This is a genomic window from Wolbachia endosymbiont (group A) of Limnophora tigrina (genome assembly GCF_964263225.1).
GTDB lineage: Bacteria > Pseudomonadota > Alphaproteobacteria > Rickettsiales > Anaplasmataceae > Wolbachia.
Genome location: NZ_OZ181654.1, coordinates 1,096,531 through 1,114,880, shown reverse-complemented (window position 1 = coordinate 1,114,880; position 18,350 = coordinate 1,096,531). Strand labels below are relative to the sequence as shown.

Here is an 18,350-nt window from a genome sequence, read left to right as displayed (position 1 = left end):
TTAGCTAATAATTAGGGGGTAAAACATGGGGTGGAATTTACTTGGTGGGCTCATGCCGCCAGCAGTAGATACTGCAGAAGAAAGGGAGCGTCGCCATTCCAGAGATTCAGGTGCTGAAGAAGAATTTGAAGTTTTAGAACAAGAAGAAATTAAGGAGCACCGTCATTCTGGAGATTCAGGCAATTGTTCAGAGGTTGAGGAAGGACAAAATACTAACAGAGCAATTGAATTGGAATTTCAGCTAACACAATCTTTGCTAAGTCAAGTAAAGGCAGGTGAGAATAATAGGAATGCAAATTCTGGCAAGCAAGCACAACTTGATTTGGAAAGAATGGATTTTGTAATTAATGGGCAAACAATAAGCAAAGCGTATGTTCACGAGTCATATTGCCAGCACAATCACTTAATTTCGAGTGAAAATGCAAATTACCGCCTGTTTGCTAAGCAAGTTTTCACAGAAATGTTTAAATATGCTAAGGCAGAAACTCCAAATGACAATATATTAGAAGAGTTAATTACTAATTGCAATCAGGCTGGGTATGATGGCTCTTTGTTAATGCAGCTCTCTCCTATATTCTCTAAGCATAAACTAAGCTTGCCTCATGCCAACGATAGAAAGATAAGTATTGTATATAATAGCCAAGGTTCTCTCAATATTCAGTATTGTCCAAGTATGCCTGTTAGAGAACTTGATACGAATAAAGAAATATGCAGGGTTGATGCTATTTTAGAGTTCACCCTTAAGTTTCGAGATAGTAAGGTAGAGTATGAAAACGGCAAAGTAACACTTGCTATTCCTGAACAATTAGAGAATTACAAAGTTGATGGCAAAAGTTTGTTAGATGAAATAAATAGGCATTTCGAAGATGAGGATAATAGAATTACAGAGACTCTTGAGAAAAATATGAATGAAGGACCTAAGTCATTTGCTGCTGAAGACTTGTCTATTACTGAGAGTTCATCTGATAGTAGTGAAGTAGCAAACAAAGTAGTTACTGATCCAGGCATTTTAGGTAATGTTGCGAATGTATTGGTAGGTGTTGCAGAAGTTACAGCAGTTGTAGCAACAGAGTTATTTTGGCCTCAAGATCAGGTTAATATAGAACCAAGGCATAATGAAGAAGAATTTACCATTACCCCTAAAAATTTAACCTTTGATGGATTAATAGACGTTATAAATAAAGCAAAAAATTATGGTGATTATGCAGATTTAGATAAAACTATAAATAATATAGAGGAAAGCGATAGATTTATTACTGATTTGAATTGTGGTAATTTGAAGGATTTTTGCTCTCAACAGCTTAATTTGACTGATCATACGCACAATGTGCTGTTGAATAATAGTTATGATGAAACAAATGGTTATTATAATTATTCAGTAAAAGAGCTTTCACTACTAGCCATTGCAGCTAATGATACGCTTGTGGAAAGATATGCAGAAACGCATAAAAGTATATTATTTACGCAAGATGAAGAGCTCGATAGGCTACTTATTGGTGTTGGTGGACAATGCTATATTAAGTTTTTATTAGAGCATTTGGATAAGCCGAATCATACTATGTTTTTGGATGGTATATGTAAAAAACTTGAAAGGGCATCTTTTGTTGGTAATCAAAAATGCGTAGAAGTGATACTAAATAGGTTTAAGAATACTGAGGCTGAAGGTAGAATTATTTTTTCATCTAAACTTTTGCACTATGCTATACACTTAGCTCCTGAAAGTAAAGCGGCAGAGGTAATTGTTAATCGTAAAGTTGTTGATATTAATAGTATAGATAATTCTGGAATTGCACCTTTGCATTATGCTGTAGCACGTGATAATTTTAAACTAATAAGCTTACTTATTGAAAATGGTGCTAATGTTGATGTTCAAGATGAGAGGCATGGCAGAACAGCTTTACATTGGGCTGCTTACCATGATAAATTTGAAATAGTAAAATTACTTGTAAACAAGGGAGCTGATTGGAACATTAAAGATAGAGATGGCAAAACAGCTTTAGATCTGGTAGGAACGAAAAGTTTATATTTGGTAAGGGAAGAAAACAGGGAAAAATCTTCTAGTGAATCAAAAATCACAAAATTTCTTGAAGGTTTAGATGATAAAACACCTTTGCATTTAAATATTAAAAAAGATCCAGAATTCAAAAATATTGATAATCAACGGCCACAAAGAAGTATTGTTGATAAAGGAGAAAACATTATGAATAATGAAAAGGCTTCAATAGAAGAAGCTATGGATAACAATTATAGGAGAGGTAAAATGCCTGGAAATGAAAAAATTATAGGAGAAAAATTGTCTAATGCTGTCGATAGAATCAATCTTACTGGTTTGATACATTTATTAAAGAAATTAGAAGTCAGCACATATGAACCTACTGTACAGAAGCTCTTGGACCAAGCAAATGACAAAATTACAAATTTGGAAGAGGGTGAGCAAAAAGAGGCTCTTGAACAAATAATACTATTTCTTGAAAATCAGCTCAAGCACACTGCTGCTACATTACCAGTAGACAACAATGTAGAAGCTGCTGCAAGTAGCCAAGAAGCTCCTTTGGTAGAGTCTAAAGAAAGCTCACTATCGCTGAGTTCTGAAGATGATGATTTTTCTAAACTTGAAAGTGACGATTCTCCTAGAATTTCTTCAGATTCTCCTTCGTTTGATATTATTTCTGAAACAGAAGTACCTGAAACTGCAGCAGAAATGCCTTCAATGGTCACTGAGGGAAAGTCTGATGATCTAAATGACGAAAAAGATGATCAGCAAAATCTTACAATACCTACAGCTGTAGATCAGGGTACATCGCCTATTCCCGAAAGTCAATGTGGTACTGCACACAATGAAGAAGATTTTACTGTTCTACCTCAATCATCATCATTAGGTTTTGCAAATGAAAGTGTTAATACCGTAATATCAATTGATAATAACAGAAAAGAGCAAACTTCTAATAAACCCGCCAAGCATGTAGAACAAGTTGCTAACGAAAATACACAACCAAAATCAGTAGCTAATAAGCAAGCTAGTAATAGCAACAAAATTTACACAAAAGAGAATAGCGTTAAATGGCCTACTGTGGCTACATGGATGTTTGCAGTAACTGGAGTACTTTCATTAGCTGCTGCACCAGTTGCATATTTTGCTCTCGGTACTAGTCTGCTGGTAGCAGGAGTAGCGGCAGGCATTGGAGCTTTCTGTATAGTTGCTGCTATAGCTGTACATTATTATAATAAGGCACCTTCAGGTCCACTTAAAGGACCAGATGTTGAGGAGGTTGTTCGTAATGCTGCTGTAGAAGCAAGTTAAGAAATAGTAGTCTATCATTTAATAATTTATTATAATTATATTGATTGTTAATAGATAAAAACTTGGTGGACTACGAAGAGATGCTTGCTAAGTTGACAAAATTGCCATTTAATGCTACACTTAGCTTAGCTACTAATTAAGAGGAAAAACATGTTAGGTTCAGATTTTGTATCACAGGAATCAAACAAAATTTTAAAGAAATCAGATTCTAGGGATTCGGGAACTGAAGAAGGGTTTGAAATTTTAGAACGAGAGGAAAAAGAGCGCCGTCGTTCTGAGGATTCAGGTAATGAAAGTCAAGAGGAATCTGGCGTTAATAATTCTGATACTAAATCTAGTGCAGTAACTACGTTAGAATTTCAGCTAACGCAATCTCTGCTGGGTCAAGTAAAGGCAAATGAGAATAATGAAGATGTAAAGTCTGGTAACACAGCTTATCAAGACCTATATAGAACGGATTTTTTTGTAATCAATGATCGCACTATAGATAATAGTTTCATTAAAGGGTTATATGATAAATATAATGAGGGAGATGATAAAGGTCTGTTTGCAAAGTATGTTTTTACGGAAATTTTTAAACATGCTAAAGCAGAAGTTCCAAATGACTATATACTGGAAGAGTTAATTACTAGTTGCAATCAGGCTGGGTATGATGGCTCTTTGTTAATGCAGCTCTCTCCTATATTCTTTAAGCATAAACTAATCTTGCCTCATGTCAATGATAGAAAGATAAGTATTGTATATAATAGCCAAGGTTCTCTCAATGTTCAGTATTGTCCAAGTATGCCTGTCAGGGAACTTAATACAGATAGGGAAATATGCAGGGTTGATGCTATTTTAGAGTTCACACTTAAATTTCATAACGGTGAAGTAGAGTATGAAAATGGTAAAGTAACACTTATCATTCCTGAGAAATTAAAAGCTGGTAGGGAAAGTTTACTAGACGATATTAATGAACGTTTCACAGATTATGATAATGATGGATTTATTCGTTTACACGTTGCAGCACAAAAAGGTGATGTTGAGCTTGGCAGGCGTTTACTAGAATGTGGTGCAAATATTGAGATTAAATCAAAAACAAAAGTAGGTGGTGACACTGCACTTCATTTAGCTGCCAAGAGTGGTCATAAAGATTTTGTGAAGCTTTTTACTTGATAATGACGCAAATGTTAATTCAGTAAGCAGTACAGGCAGCAGAGTAACTCCTTTACATGAAGCAGCATATAAAGAACATTCAGATGTTGCAGAATTGCTAATAAAGCGTGGTGCAACAGTTGATGCTAAAGATCGGCATAACTTTACTCCTTTGATGTATGCTTCTGCAGAAGGTAATTTGGAGATGGTGAGATTACTTTTACAAAACAATGCAGATCTTTATTTACAGAATAATAATGATGAAACTGCACTGCACTTAGCTGCTGATAATGGCCATCCTGATATAGTTGCTATTTTAATAAGTGCAGCAGAAGATAAAAAAAGGTATGTTAATATGCAAAGCAATAATATTGGTACTGCGTTGCATGTTATAGCTTATAATCGAGAAATAAATGAAGAGCATAAAAAATCTGCAAAATTGCTACTAGACAATGGTGCAAGCCCGTATTTAGAAAATAATCCAATTATTAATACACCATTAGATACTCTTTTGAAAGGAAGCTCTTTAGATATGGCAAAAAAACGAGGAAATAAGGGATTTTTGGAACTTATGGAATCTTGGGGTCATTCAGCAACCGTACCAAGCAATTCAAAGAATGATCCACAAAACACAAAAAAGTATGTCGTAGCTGCTTCTGCGCTTGCAATGACTGGTATTGCCTTAGGAGCAGCAGTTGCAGTTTACTTGGAAATGTTAGCAATAGGAATAGCAGTTGCAGTTTGTTGTCTTATTGCAGCTACAATTACGTACTGCTATAGGCCTAAAAGCTTAGTTGAGGATAATCAGGTCAAAAAGGTTATGCAGACAGAAGAATGTCAGTCTAAGTAATAAATATAGTAGTCTATCATTTAATAATTTATTATAATTATATTGGTTGTTAATAGATAAAAACTTGGTAGACTACGAAGAAATATTCTTAAATAAAATCAAAGATATAAAAGAAGAAGGGCGCTATCGTGAATTTACGCATTTTGCGTCATTACCTGGCAAACTTCCCTATATTATGGATTATGAAAGAAATAGAGAGGTTATTGTCTGGTGCAGTAATAATTATCTGGGAATGTCACAAAACGATAGTGTCATTGCTGCTATTCAAAATTCATCTGTTGGTGCTGGAGGAACAAGAAATATATCCGGTACGACAAAGGAAGTTGTTGAACTCGAGAAGTCTTTAGCTGATCTGCACCAAAAAGAAGCTGCTTTAACTTTTGCTTGTGGCTATCTTGCCAACCAAACTACACTTAGTACTTTATCGTCTGTTATTCCGGGCGTGGTAATTTTTTCAGATGAGAAAAACCATTCTTCAATGATAGAAGGTATAAAATCAGGAAAAAGACCGAAGCATATATTTAGGCATAATGATGTTGATCACTTAGAGCAGTTGCTAAAGTCTATAGATATAAAAACGCCGAAAATAATAGCACTTGAATCTGTATACTCAATGGATGGTGATGTAGCACCGCTTGAAGCGATATGTGATCTAGCAGATCAGTATAATGCAATTACCTATTTGGATGAGGTACACGCAGTTGGCATGTATGGACCGCGCGGTGGCGGAATTGCAGAAAGAGAAGGTTTGATGGATAGAATAACTGTTATTCAGGGTACATTATCAAAGGCTTTTGGAGTGATGGGTGGATATATAGCGTCTTCAAAGAGCTTGGTGGATGTAATAAGAAGTTCAGCCCCAGGATTTATTTTTACTACTGCTATGTCACCCGTTTTAGCAGCAGCAGCAAAGGCAAGCGTTGAGCATTTAAAATCAAGCAATGTTGAAAGAGAGAAGCAAAAGCAGGCTGCCCAAAAAGTAAAAGACTCACTGAGAAATGCAGGAGTGGATTTTATGCAAACAGAAACTCATATAATTCCAATCATAATTGGTAACCCCGAGTTATCTAAAAAAGCGTCAAAATTATTATTTGATGAGTATGGAATATATGTACAACATATAAATTATCCAACAGTTTCAAAAGGAACTGAGCGCTTCCGTATTACTCCTACGCCTTACCATACAGATGAAATGATAGAGCATTTAACAGCATCTCTTGTGAAAGTTTTTGAGGAATTATTTATTCCTATAGCAGCTTTATCTTAATTTCATATCTCCAGCAATGATAAGCCCTTTATCCTCTATGAGCCTTCCACCGCTTTCTTGAAGAAAAAGCCTACCGAGTGAAGTTTTGTATTTGTTAATTCCAGAGTAAATTATTCCATTGTATCTTCCGGCAGCAAGGTATGCAAAACTTAGTACCGTTGAGCCAAGGGAGCGTAGATTATTATTGTTAAGTGGTAATTTATTTAACAAATTACCACTTATGTCTATTATTCCCCCTTCACGAGCTTTCATCCGCATTTTTACATGGCGAGATTTGAAATCTTCAAGAAAAGCTCCTTTCTTTTCCTCTGCCCAGAAAGTTTCTCTAAGCGCTGGAGCATCAATCACAGCTGCTACAACTCTGTTTTTATGAATGAGACAAACTGATACTGCAAAATAAACCATACAACTAAAAAGGTTTTCCTTGCCTTCTATAGGCATAATAAACCAAGTATAACCGCCGTCTTTTAGATCTTGGCCCACATCGTCTTCAAAAATAAAGTCATAGTTCTGGTTGTAGTTTTTCAAGCAATCGTATATAAGTTGCTTGGATTTTGAATAAGTTTTATTGATAAAGTCTGCTGACTTAACGCTTGAAATTTGCAATTCATTAAAATCACGTATAATCTGCTTGGAGGCACTGCGTACAGAATCAAGCATCACATTGATTCGTGGTGATGAAATGGCCATTTACTCTTTTACTCTTTCGTAATAGCTGTTATCAGGAGTATGTACTACAATTTTATCCCCTTCTTTTATAAATTGAGGCACGTTAACACGTATTCCGTTTTCCAAAATTGCAGGCTTATAAGAAGCAGTAACAGTCTGCCCTTTGATAACAGACTCTGTTTCTTTTACAGTTAGTGTAACGTGATCAGGCACATGTGCAGAAATTATTTTATCTTGATAAGTTACTACTTTAATTTTCATATTATCTTGCAAATAAGCTTTCTTTTCCCCTAATAAGTCTAAATTTATAACAATCTGCTCATAACTACTTGGATGCATAAGATTTACGATATTTCCTTCAGTAAAGAGATAAACATATTCCTCTTCATCTAAAATTGCCCTTCTGATTGTTGCATCAGAGCGAAACCTCTCATAGTACTTTGCTCCTGTTTGGATATTTTTCATTTCAGCTTGTATATATGCACCACCTTTACCAGGTTGAGTATGCATAATACTTACAACCAAAAACAATCCACCGTTATGTTCTAGTACCTGACCTGGCCTGATATCATTAGCCCTTTCTGCCATAATTACACTTTTAATTTGGTCTGATTATTATAAATAACTTTATACAAATATCAAAATTTTTATTGGCCAATGAATTCTGGCATGTTGATTACTATATACCTTTCCTTTATATTTATATGTGGAAATGTTTCTTTAGTGAAAGATAGCATAATGTTTTTTTTTGTGCTGATAACCAAAATTTCTAATATATCCCCCGAGCCAAAATTATGTACAGACTTCACATAGCCATATAATTCATTACTCTCTAGTCTTACTTCCATATTTACAAGATCATCTTGGTAAAATTCATCCTCATCATTTAATTGTGGTAGCTTATTTCTTTCTATATATAACTTTTTATTTCTTAAAAGTTCTGCTTCATTACGGGAATTCACACCGCTAATTGTTGCTATTACTAAATTATTACTGACAACAGACACCAAGCTTATTTTATAATTTTCACTTCCGCTTATTAGTTCACCATATAGGGAAATATTTTCGGGCTTTTCAGTAAAGGTTTTTATCTTAACAGCTCCTTTGATTCCATGGGGAGAAGTAATTATTCCGAGGCATATATTCATATTAATATGATAGTTAAAATCAGCTTTTTGTCTATAGCTGCTAGCTATGATGTCAGTAGCATTGACAATTTACTAAATTAACATAAAATTAATATTGTTATAATGATAGTGGGTAATGTGTGAGTTCTATCAGCAATCAAGAAAAGCAAAGTATTATAAGTGGCTTAGAAGAAATCAACTACAAGTTGCAAGGTGAATCTATAAAACTTGATGATACAAAGGAATCTATAATAGTAGCACGTCGTAAACCTGTTGTTGAAGGGGTATTAGAACATTTAAGCAACTCTTCCACTACTAACTGTAATGTTATGATCGATGCAGAAACTGGGTTTGGCAAGACTTACGATATTGGAATGTGGAGTCATGTACTAGCCCAAGCAAGATTCCATCATCTGGTTGCAGTACCAAGCAGTGACCTAGTGAATCAAGCTAAAAAAATGATGAGTAGTGCATTTACTGTAAACATTAGGACACCTAAAACTGCTGAGGAAATTAAAAATGCATTGAAGGCAACTGAACCTACAACAATTATAATAACACATGACCTGTTATTGCAGCAAGAAAATGATCGTAAATTTAAAGACCAAAATACCAAGTTGTGGATTAGTGTTGATGAAGCAGACAGTATTAACAAGCAGCAGGATTTTGAGAACATGTGCAAGCTTGATGAGGAGTATCCTACAACTTACCTCACTGCAACACCAAAGAGAAGGATTTTAAATAGATGCGGAAAAGTTATCAGCCCGACAAGATTGAGTAGACGTTGTATTGCAAACGCCATCGAAACAGCAAGTGTTATTGCAAAAACCAATAGGATAACAAATTTCAATCAAGCACTTGTAGTGAACATTGCTATATCTAGCATATCTTTAGCTATATTGTTTCCTATTATAAATAGTAATGTTGCTGCTGTAATTGGTCTCACTTCAGATTATTGGCTGTATTCTGCTTTGATTGGGCAGCTATACTATACAATTTCTATGTTTATATTTAGTATGGTAATGTTGCCAGTTTGGTGGGTGCTAACTAAAGCAACTGGAGTGGAATCAAGAGAATTGCTTTCCAGATTTCTTGCTAACGTGCGTAGCTTGTTTACTAAGGAAAAATCCAGTCCAGCTCATGAATATATTGAAGAGAGTGAAGAAATTTTTAATTACAATAAGCTTGTTGATACTGATGATTTATTAACTTCTATAAGATGGAATGTGCAAAGCCCAATAGGAGAAAGTGCTCTGATTTTAGTTGATGATGTAAATAGTATAGTTAATCTTAACTTTGCGTTGCAGGGTAAGGATAATCTAGTATATGAAGGTGGTACACGTTATGAAGTGTATAATAAATTTCAGCCTGAAGGGATGTCTTACCAAGACTATAGGCTCAAGTTACGTGAAACAAACTTTATAAACTGCGTTAAAAAGCAACATCCTAGTCTGACAGAAGCACAGATATCTGAATTAAAAGAAAAGGTGGATTTCAGCAATACCGCTCAATATTTAAAATACAGAGTAATGCATTCAATGATCGATCTTACTCTCTCATATTTAATGCTCACTTTTACCCACAATTTTGAGAGGTCATGATGTGAAGCATAACTATGCTCTCCTTAAGATTTTCATAGCCCCGCCATAGAGTCATAGCCCCTGGTAAATTATCACTTTTTCTATTCATAAATCCACCTAATTTTCCTAACCAAATAATAGCTTGTTTTATGTTTGGAGGTTCTTCTGGCAATGTAGCTACTTTATGCTCACGTATGAAAAGGGCCTTCCACTCTTCGTTGCTTAAAATTTTAGTACAGGTTTCCATGGGATTTGATAAAGCGACTTTTGTTAAATATAAAATTTTAAATGCAATAATGCTCTTTATAGCAATTAATTTCTGTAGCCTTTCCTTTGTAGTTAAACGAGAGCTTTCTATTTTACATCCTGATTTTAAAACCCTGAAATACTCCTCAATTTTCCATCTTAGCTTATACCAATTTATCCTTTCTATAGCATCTAAAGTGCTATTAACTGGTACATTAGTCAGCAAAGTCCAATCAATAGCTTCCAATCCTTCAGGAGGATTTGTTTCTTTTGCACTTACCACATATACAGGGATTTTATCACTTATTTTATGCACTGTGTCTTTTGATCCATAAATTGAAGAAGATCTGATAGGTATATAGCCTTTCATATACTTAACTTCAATATTAGCTTTCCTTGATCTTTGGTTTCCACCTTTATTAACTTCTAGAGAAATTTTCTTCTTTACTGGCAGTTGAGTGATGCGTGTTTGCAAATCTGTTTTTCCAATTTCAGTACAGATAAATCTTCTATTAGTTCGATTACGGATTACATAAAAACTACCTAATGTCTCAGTGATCCATAAAAATTTGAAGATATCTGCCTCTCTATCACCAAGGGTAACAAGTTGTACATTTGCAGGAAGGTTGTTTATGCTTTCTTTGAGAGCTGTTATCCACTTATAACTTTCTTTTTCTTCTATGGAGGTACGGTATTTCCTGTTTGCTTTTTCTTGTGACGTTTCTTTTTCCCTAATAGAACGTGCCCAACATTGTTGAGAAGATAGACCTAAAGGCAATCCGTCTTTGCTGACTATTAAGGCACTGTGCAACAGTAAACCCATTTTATGCTTCGTATAAGCTTTAGAAATACTACCTAGCCTCTTAGTTTTTATATGAGAGTCAAAATCCAAATAACTTGTATCTTGAACTGAAAAAACAAACTGATTTCCTTTCATTCTCTCCATAGTTTCTTTGTAATGGGAAGAATAAATTTCCTTATCCTTAAGCTTTTCATTGCTAAATAATCTGTATGCACCCTTAGCTTCTTTCCATCCACTACAGCTTTGATTAATTGATCCAGACGCCTTACCCTCTATACAATAGCCTGTTTTAATAAGTCTCTTATTAAGTCTTGTATCTCCTAAATTAACGTGTTTTAACTCTCTTTCCAGCCATTTATCCCCTAAGCCATCAGTATATTGCACATTTGTACTTACTTCACTCATTTTAATCCCAAATTTATTTGGTATCCATTTTACTCACTTTTTTATTTGTGGGTAAAAGTGAGTATTTAATGAAGTGTGATAATATTACTTTAGATAAAAAAAGAAGAGAAGGTTTGAGTGAATTGATAGAAGATGTTAAAAAGAATGTTAGCACCACTAATGATAACAATATTATAAGCTACCTAGAGAGAAAAGGCTTTAGTGAGCAATTTGCTAGAGATGAGCTCTTACTGCAAATAAAGACAGTAATTGAAGCACTGAGTAAAAGTGATAATGAGCAATGCAGCTTAATAGTCGATAATTGGCGCTTAAGCAAAGAGCTCCATGACCTCATGGAAAGAGAGGAAGGTATACTACATAGTCTCATTGATTTCTGCAAACAAAATAAATGCATCTTTGCAGGAATTAGGGCAGGAATTAGGACAAACGATCTTGTTATTCAAGAAAACAGACCCTTTTCAAAGATAATACATATAGGTGGATATCAAGCTATCTATTGTGATTATAAAAAAAGAGATTTTGATGCATTAGCTAAATATGCATTGACAACAGTTGTAGATGGATCGAAAGGTCGTGGATTTGATAGTGAATATAATCATGTTGCATCAATATTTGCAGATTCGCTTAGTCAACTCAATAATCCAGCTGAGGCTCTGCAAAATCTTGGAAGGAATAGGGAACGTAATGCGAGTAGACAACCATGGTTTTTTGCTACCGCAGGTGAAAAAGTTGAGCTATTTGTGGATAAGATCTTAGCGAATTTTAAAAACGAACCACGGAAATTTTGTGAGAAAGTTTTGTTTCCAGCTACTGATAAATACAATAAGTTGCTAAAAAATAGAATGGGAGGAGAACTTGGAAGAAAAATAGAAATCTATATTAGTAAAAATATTGATGCATTAGGAAATATTGATGATCCAGCTCTGAAGAAATTTTCTAGTGATTTGATAAAAGAAGCGTACGAAAAAGTTCATGACATCAATGATTTTGATGTCATGAAGACAGAAGAAGACTTACGTACGATCTTAAAGAGCACAGAGAAATACCTTCGTTCATATGAAGATAGAATTAGAAACAATGGTAAATTATCTTGCACACGCTCAGCTTTATTTTCTGTGGGAAGTGCTATAACAAAGGTAATGTATTATCTATGGGCAGGATTTGATTATTTAGTCTTTTTGGCTAAAGCGTACAATATAGATAAATCTGGAGATGCCAGTGCAAGAGCGTATGTACACATAATCAGAAACTGTCACTGTGAAAGTAGTGTGAAGGCTCAAAATGTATTGGTTCATGCATTAGAAATTGCCAAAGAACACGACGGCAGTTTCAAAAGAAATAGTTTGTACGAAGGCAATGAGGATAGATGTAAAGAAAAAATCATCTCATATTTTCAATCAAAACAATATATATGTACATTAGATAGAACAATTGCTCAAATTGAAAATAAACACTTGGTAACAATTTTGAAAGCTGTAGGCTACGAAGATGATGCTAATAAAATGGCACAAGAAATCAAAGATTTTTTATGTGATTTAAAGAATTTAAATTGTGTAGACTTGAGAGAAAAATATTATCAAGGTAACTTATATCAAGAAAGCAAATTATACAAAATCAATAATCAAGTTAGTACGATAATTGATGAAATTGTAAGGTGCCACAAGTGGCGCCATGGAGTAGAGGACTTAGAGCTAAAATTAAAAATCAACCATAATATTTTTGAAGTCAGAGTTAACAATGATTTTTCTAAGTTACGTGAGAAAAACTTTAACAAACGCTCTAAAGAAAGGACATATCTAGGTAGAGCTATGTTACTTATTGGGTTTATAATTTCAATGGAGCTTATAGGTAGAATATCATCAGGTCAGACCATGCCATTGCCTTTACTTTGCGGTTTTATAGTATTTGGACCACTGGCACTCTTGTGTGGTGCATTGTTATATGAAATAACGACCTATTTAGTGAGAGGAGCATTTTTTATTTTTGGAGTGCCAATTCTTTTAGGAGAACTGTCTAAATGTGTTTTGAGAAACGGCTCAATGAAAAGTTTGTTAGATATGACGTTATCGCTTGGTAATGGTGCTTTCTTAGGTGTTGAGAAGAGTGCCGTGCAATCTTTTATATTTGAAGATGCAACAAAATTTGACTCACTAAGTGATATAAATGAGCTTACACTGATAAGAGAACAGGAAAAGGCAAAGTGTACAAATGAAGTAGCTGATAAAGTTGTAGCTACTGCTTTATCTGCAATTTTGATACAGCCAACAACTAGTGAGCAGGAAGGTTTAGTTTTTAACTAGAACTTTTCAGATAAATACTGAGTGAGGATTTCAATGCCTTCATCAATCTCTTTTTCAGTGATAATGAGTGGAGGCAAGATTCTTAGAACATTATCTGATGTTACTCCAACAGTAAGTAAACCACGGTGACTTAGCTCTTCTGCAAATTTTTGGTTATTCATTTTTACTTTTATTCCTAGCATCAACCCTTTTCCTCTCACTTCTTCTATCATTGGAAACTTGCTTGCTAAATTTTCTAGTTTGTTTTTTAAGTACTTACCTCTAACTTCAACATTTTCTAAGAAGCCAGGGCTGAGCAATTCATCCAATACAGCATTACCTACTGAAGTTGCAAGTGGATTACCACCAAAAGTAGAACCATGCATACCGACCGCCATGTACTTAGCAACCTTTTCAGTTGCAAGACAAGTCCCCAGAGGGAAACCTCCTCCTATTCCTTTTGCAAGAGCACATATGTCAGGCTTAATTCCTATGTGTTCATATGCAAATAACTTTCCTGTCCTGCCAGCACCGCACTGAACGCAATCAAAAAATAGCAGTATGTCGTTTTCGTTACATAGTTCTCTTAGCTCTTTCATGAAGACTTCACTCATTACTTTAATACCACCTTGTCCCTGTATTGGTTCTATTAATATAACACCTATGCCATTAGAAATTGCTTTCTTCACACTCTCAATATTGGGCTCTATGTTATCACACCAGTCAATATAAGGATTCAGTAATTCAGAAAATTTCTGTCTATCGTTTGTTGCACAAGTTAAAAATGTCCTTCCATGAAATGCACCATGAAATGTTAGAATTCTATAGCGATTTTTATTACCTTTTCCATTTTGATAGGCCCTAGCGATTTTAAGTCCACATTCCACTGCTTCTGATCCAGAATTTGCAAAAAATACAGTATTAGCAAAGCTGTTGTTTATTAAATTTTCTGCAAATTTGTTGGCAGTAGATATATTATAGGTATTTGATATATGCCATAGTTTTTCTCCTTGTAATTTTAGGACATCAGTTAATCGTGGGTTGGCATGACCTAAACTGCTAACAGCTATTCCAGAGTGAAAATCTATATAGCGCTTATTATCGATATCATACAAGTAAATACCTTTGCCATAAGAAAAATTTATGTTAATAGGAGAATAAACTGGCAAGATAGGAGAAATTGTCATAAAAGTATGATATGCTAATTTTTTATTAATACCATAAAAGACGTTATTTCACAATGAGAAGAATATGTATAAATTAAGTAAATTAATTTTTACTACACTAAAAACAAATAGATATACAAAAATTATCTCGCTATTCTTATTAATTTTTGTGGTTTTATTGGGCACAATATACCGCAGTTATTCATTAAAGAATAATTTTCTTTCTTTTTACCGTAATTCAAATGCAAACTTAAAAGATCTATTGGAAAATAGTATAATAAAAAAATATCATTATTTACTAATAGAAAAACATCATATTAAATATAACAGTTTTGATTACATAAACCAGTTGGTAAAATTGCGTGCTGAATTGTTACAATCAGTAAGCAAAGTAAGAAATTTTAGCTTAATACTGTATGATCAAAATGCCAGAGTAATTTTCAGTAATTTTAATACTCAAGGTCATGACTATGAGCAGTTGCTTACAAATGATGAAATTGATAAATTGCTAAGCAATCAAGAAATATTTTACGCTACAGGAAATACATTAACTTCTACTTTCCCTATATTTCATGAAGATGACATTAAGCCTTCATTTTTTTTGAAGATCATTCAAAGCTATAATGACTCTTATATTATGGTATATAGTCTATTTTCAATATTAATGGGCTTATTACTGGTTATCTTAATACTAATAATGCTTTATTTGCACTTTTCCAATACCCAAATGCTAGCCAAGCAGCATAAAACTAATATTGAATTACAAAGGGTTAAAGAGGCATTAGAGCAAGAAAATGCAAATAAGATAAAATTTTTTGCAAGTGTTACACATGAGTTGCGTACACCTCTTAATGCTATTATTGGATTTGCAAAGTTGATCAAAAATGAAACTTTAGGTTCGGTAGATCACTCTAAATACAAGGAATACGTAGACGATATATATAATGCTGGTACACATTTACTTGCTTTGATTAATGATGTGCTCGATTTTTCTAAAGCTGAATCAAGTAGTTTAACAGTAGAGAAAGTGAAGTTTAATCTGAATAAGATAATAGATTCGTGCTTAAAAATGTTATCACCTAAACTAAAAGAAACAGGTATTAGTTTAAAGAAAGAGATATCTGATAAACAATTATTAGTTATCGCCGATCCCAAAAGAATGAAGCAAGTTATAATAAATTTGTTATCAAATGCAATCAAGTTCACTCCTCAAGGTGGTTTAATAAGAATGATTATTAAAGAGAATATAGAAAAAAATTTATTAACTATTGAGTTTCATGATAATGGAATAGGGATAATGCAGCAGGACATATATAAAGTTATGTCCGTTTTTGGCCAAGCAGATTCGGGATATAGAAACGAAGGCACAGGTATCGGATTACCTCTAAGCAAGAAATTAGTAGAGTTAATGGGTGGGACTTTCAACATTCAAAGTGAAGCAAAACTTGGTACTACGATAACATTGAGCTTCTTTTATGAAGAGCAAACATGTGAAAAGTTGATTGATTTTTAGTAAAATATATTTGATATTGCACTTTTATATCTAGTACATTCCTAAGTCATACTGACGTGATACCTCTTGGCTAATAATAAGTAGCGGAATGTAAGTAAATTAAACTTTTTTAGCTATACTTCCTGAAAACACTTTATAATTCTTGAGCATAAAGAAAATTCCTTTAATAATGAAGCATGCTAATCAGGAACTTAATAAAACAAGCAACTCAAGTAGGAAATAGTGAAAACGTAATACAATATGTCAAATATCTCTATCAATTTGAGAAGTTTAGAAATACATTAAACCTCACTTTGTCACTAATAAAGCAAACTAGACTCTCGTTTGAAATATATCAAGAAGGATTAGTGGATATGGAAGAGGGAGTGTGTAAGACAATTCGTTCTTCTGGTTTAAATAAGTATGTTATTGTGCTAAGAAGGTCAAATCCTTACATCATAGTACATGAACTTTCACATATGGTTGAAAATGAACTGAACTTAAGCTTAGAGCAAGAATTTCTCTATAAAGTTTATCAGGATATTGAGCAGAACTTAAAGCAGTCAAATATTCTGGTACAAAAAATTATTGGTCAAATTATATTTAAGGAGATACAAGTTTACCAAACTCCAAAATCACGTGCGTCTGAGTTATTCGCACGCTATTTTGAGCTGTTTGCTTGGGCTCAGGAAGTTTATCCTAAAGATAAAGAATATCTAATTCGCACTCAAGATTTAAATAAAGTATTTCTTGCTACTAACCAATGGAAAAAGAGATGCCTGGATCCACAAATAATGAAGATAATAGATAAAGAAGTAAAGGAGTATAGCAATAAAACTGCCTTTAAAGATATAAACAAAGTACAAAGCAGTTGGACTAATAAATTTTCCTCTGGGAGTAAAAAAATTGGTTCTATATTTGGAGATGATAATTAGCTCAGCAGAACAAAGTTCACTTCTTCAACATTTCAAGTTATAGTTCTCACAATTAAAGAGTTCAAATATATATGAAAACTATATTAGCTGTTGAAACAAGCTGTGATGAAACTGCAGTTGCGATTGTAAATAGTGATAAGCAAGTGCTTGTTCACGAAATTCTTTTTCAAACAGAGCATAAAAAATGTGGCGGAGTAATACCTGAAATAGCATCACGTGCTCATATGAAGCATTTAAGCGGTCTAATAAAAAATGCTATGGAAAAATCCAACCTTAACTTTTGTAATCTAGATGCAATTGCAGCAACATCAGGACCAGGACTCATAGGTGGATTAATAGTTGGTACAATGATGGCTAAAGCAATTGCACACGTAACACAAAAACCGTTTATTGCAGTCAATCACTTAGAGGCACACACATTAGTTATTAGGCTGCTATATGAGGTTAAATTTCCATTTCTAGTCCTACTTATATCGGGTGGCCATTGTCAATTTTTAATTGCACAGGATGTAGGTAAGTATATTAAACTTGGAAAAACACTTGATGACTCGCTGGGTGAAGCGTTTGATAAAATTGCTAAGATGCTGGATCTAAGCTATCCTGGAGGTCCATTGATTGAAGAGTTAGCTAAAAAAGGTGATGGTATGAGATTTAAGCTGCCAAGAGCAATGATAAAACGTTCTGGATGTGACTTCTCATTTTCTGGAATTAAAACAGCAGTAAAAAACTTAGTTAAAGAGCTTGCAATGAGCAAGCAAGATGTTTGCGATATGTGTGCTTCGTTTCAAGAGTGTATTAGCGACATATTACTCGATAGAGTCAGAAATGCTATTGATATCACTGCATCTTTAAATATTAAAATCAATGATTTTGTAATTACCGGTGGAGTTGCAGCAAATAATTTTCTGAAGGAGAGATTGAAAAAATACATAGATTTGAACGTGCTTTCTCCTCCAAGCAATTTATGTACAGACAATGCAGTGATGGTTGGATGGACAGGAATTGAAAGGTTACAGAGAAACTATGTAGACTCTCTTGACTTTGCACCAAGGCAAAAGTGGGAATTAGAAAAATATTACTAGCACAAAAAATTATCT

At 33.9% G+C, this 18,350-nt stretch carries 12 protein-coding genes and 1 pseudogene; 8 read left to right on the top strand and 5 right to left on the bottom strand.

Going from position 1 to position 18,350, the window contains the following annotated elements; translation table 11 throughout:
• Positions 1-25 precede the first annotated feature (25 nt).
• The 3 genes and pseudogenes from ACE38P_RS05125 (at position 26) to hemA (ending at position 6,552) form a co-directional block, all read left to right on the top strand.
• On the top strand, positions 26-3,301 hold the full coding sequence (locus tag ACE38P_RS05125) for an ankyrin repeat domain-containing protein (protein ID WP_374699632.1): 3,276 nt from the start codon (positions 26-28) through the stop codon (positions 3,299-3,301).
• A 150-nt stretch (positions 3,302-3,451) separates the two neighbouring features.
• Positions 3,452-5,285 (top strand): annotated as a pseudogene (locus tag ACE38P_RS05120) (ankyrin repeat domain-containing protein).
• 64 nt (positions 5,286-5,349) lie between these two features.
• On the top strand, positions 5,350-6,552 hold the full coding sequence (hemA, locus tag ACE38P_RS05115; protein WP_374699827.1) for a 5-aminolevulinate synthase: 1,203 nt from the start codon (positions 5,350-5,352) through the stop codon (positions 6,550-6,552).
• Here the strand turns inward: hemA and ACE38P_RS05110 are convergent.
• From ACE38P_RS05110 to rimM, 3 genes are read right to left on the bottom strand one after another with little or no spacing between them, the layout of a single operon-like run.
• Complete coding sequence (locus ACE38P_RS05110; protein WP_374699631.1) at positions 6,544-7,242, bottom strand: inositol monophosphatase family protein; 699 nt, start codon at positions 7,240-7,242, stop codon at positions 6,544-6,546. The two genes, hemA and ACE38P_RS05110, sit on opposite strands and share 9 nt — an antisense overlap.
• Entirely contained in the window at positions 7,243-7,809 is a 567-nt protein-coding gene (efp, locus tag ACE38P_RS05105) for an elongation factor P (RefSeq protein WP_015588025.1), read from the bottom strand. It abuts the gene before it with no gap.
• A gap of 59 nt (positions 7,810-7,868) precedes the next feature.
• Positions 7,869-8,369, bottom strand: coding sequence for a ribosome maturation factor RimM (rimM, locus tag ACE38P_RS05100; RefSeq protein WP_374699630.1), 501 nt, complete (start codon positions 8,367-8,369; stop codon positions 7,869-7,871).
• Positions 8,370-8,488: 119 nt separating this feature from the next.
• Here rimM and ACE38P_RS05095 point away from each other — a divergent pair, with 119 nt between their 5' ends.
• Positions 8,489-9,949 carry a DEAD/DEAH box helicase family protein gene (locus ACE38P_RS05095; RefSeq protein ID WP_374699629.1) on the top strand — a complete coding sequence of 487 codons (1,461 nt, stop codon included), beginning with the start codon at positions 8,489-8,491 and terminating at the stop codon, positions 9,947-9,949.
• Here the strand turns inward: ACE38P_RS05095 and ACE38P_RS05090 are convergent.
• Positions 9,924-11,381, bottom strand: coding sequence for an IS4 family transposase (locus ACE38P_RS05090; protein ID WP_374699293.1), 1,458 nt, complete (start codon positions 11,379-11,381; stop codon positions 9,924-9,926). The genes ACE38P_RS05095 and ACE38P_RS05090 overlap by 26 nt on opposite strands.
• 68 nt (positions 11,382-11,449) lie before the next feature.
• On the opposite strand from ACE38P_RS05090, the gene ACE38P_RS05085 reads away from it, so the two are divergent.
• Positions 11,450-13,681 (top strand): hypothetical protein, encoded by a 2,232-nt coding sequence (locus tag ACE38P_RS05085; protein ID WP_374699628.1) that lies wholly within the window; start codon positions 11,450-11,452, stop codon positions 13,679-13,681.
• Here ACE38P_RS05085 and ACE38P_RS05080 read toward each other — a convergent pair.
• Positions 13,678-14,847 (bottom strand): aspartate aminotransferase family protein, encoded by a 1,170-nt coding sequence (locus tag ACE38P_RS05080; RefSeq protein WP_374699627.1) that lies wholly within the window; start codon positions 14,845-14,847, stop codon positions 13,678-13,680. The genes ACE38P_RS05085 and ACE38P_RS05080 overlap by 4 nt on opposite strands.
• 64 nt (positions 14,848-14,911) lie before the next feature.
• On the opposite strand from ACE38P_RS05080, the gene ACE38P_RS05075 reads away from it, so the two are divergent.
• The 3 genes from ACE38P_RS05075 (at position 14,912) to tsaD (ending at position 18,335) form a co-directional block, all read left to right on the top strand.
• Positions 14,912-16,339, top strand: a complete 1,428-nt coding sequence (locus tag ACE38P_RS05075) for a sensor histidine kinase (protein ID WP_010403276.1) — start codon at positions 14,912-14,914, stop codon at positions 16,337-16,339.
• A 176-nt stretch (positions 16,340-16,515) separates the two neighbouring features.
• A complete protein-coding gene (locus ACE38P_RS05070; RefSeq protein ID WP_010403278.1) occupies positions 16,516-17,253 on the top strand; it encodes a hypothetical protein in 738 nt (245 codons plus the stop codon).
• Positions 17,254-17,324: 71 nt separating this feature from the next.
• On the top strand, positions 17,325-18,335 hold the full coding sequence (tsaD, locus tag ACE38P_RS05065; protein WP_374699626.1) for a tRNA (adenosine(37)-N6)-threonylcarbamoyltransferase complex transferase subunit TsaD: 1,011 nt from the start codon (positions 17,325-17,327) through the stop codon (positions 18,333-18,335).
• Positions 18,336-18,350: the final 15 nt, after the last annotated feature.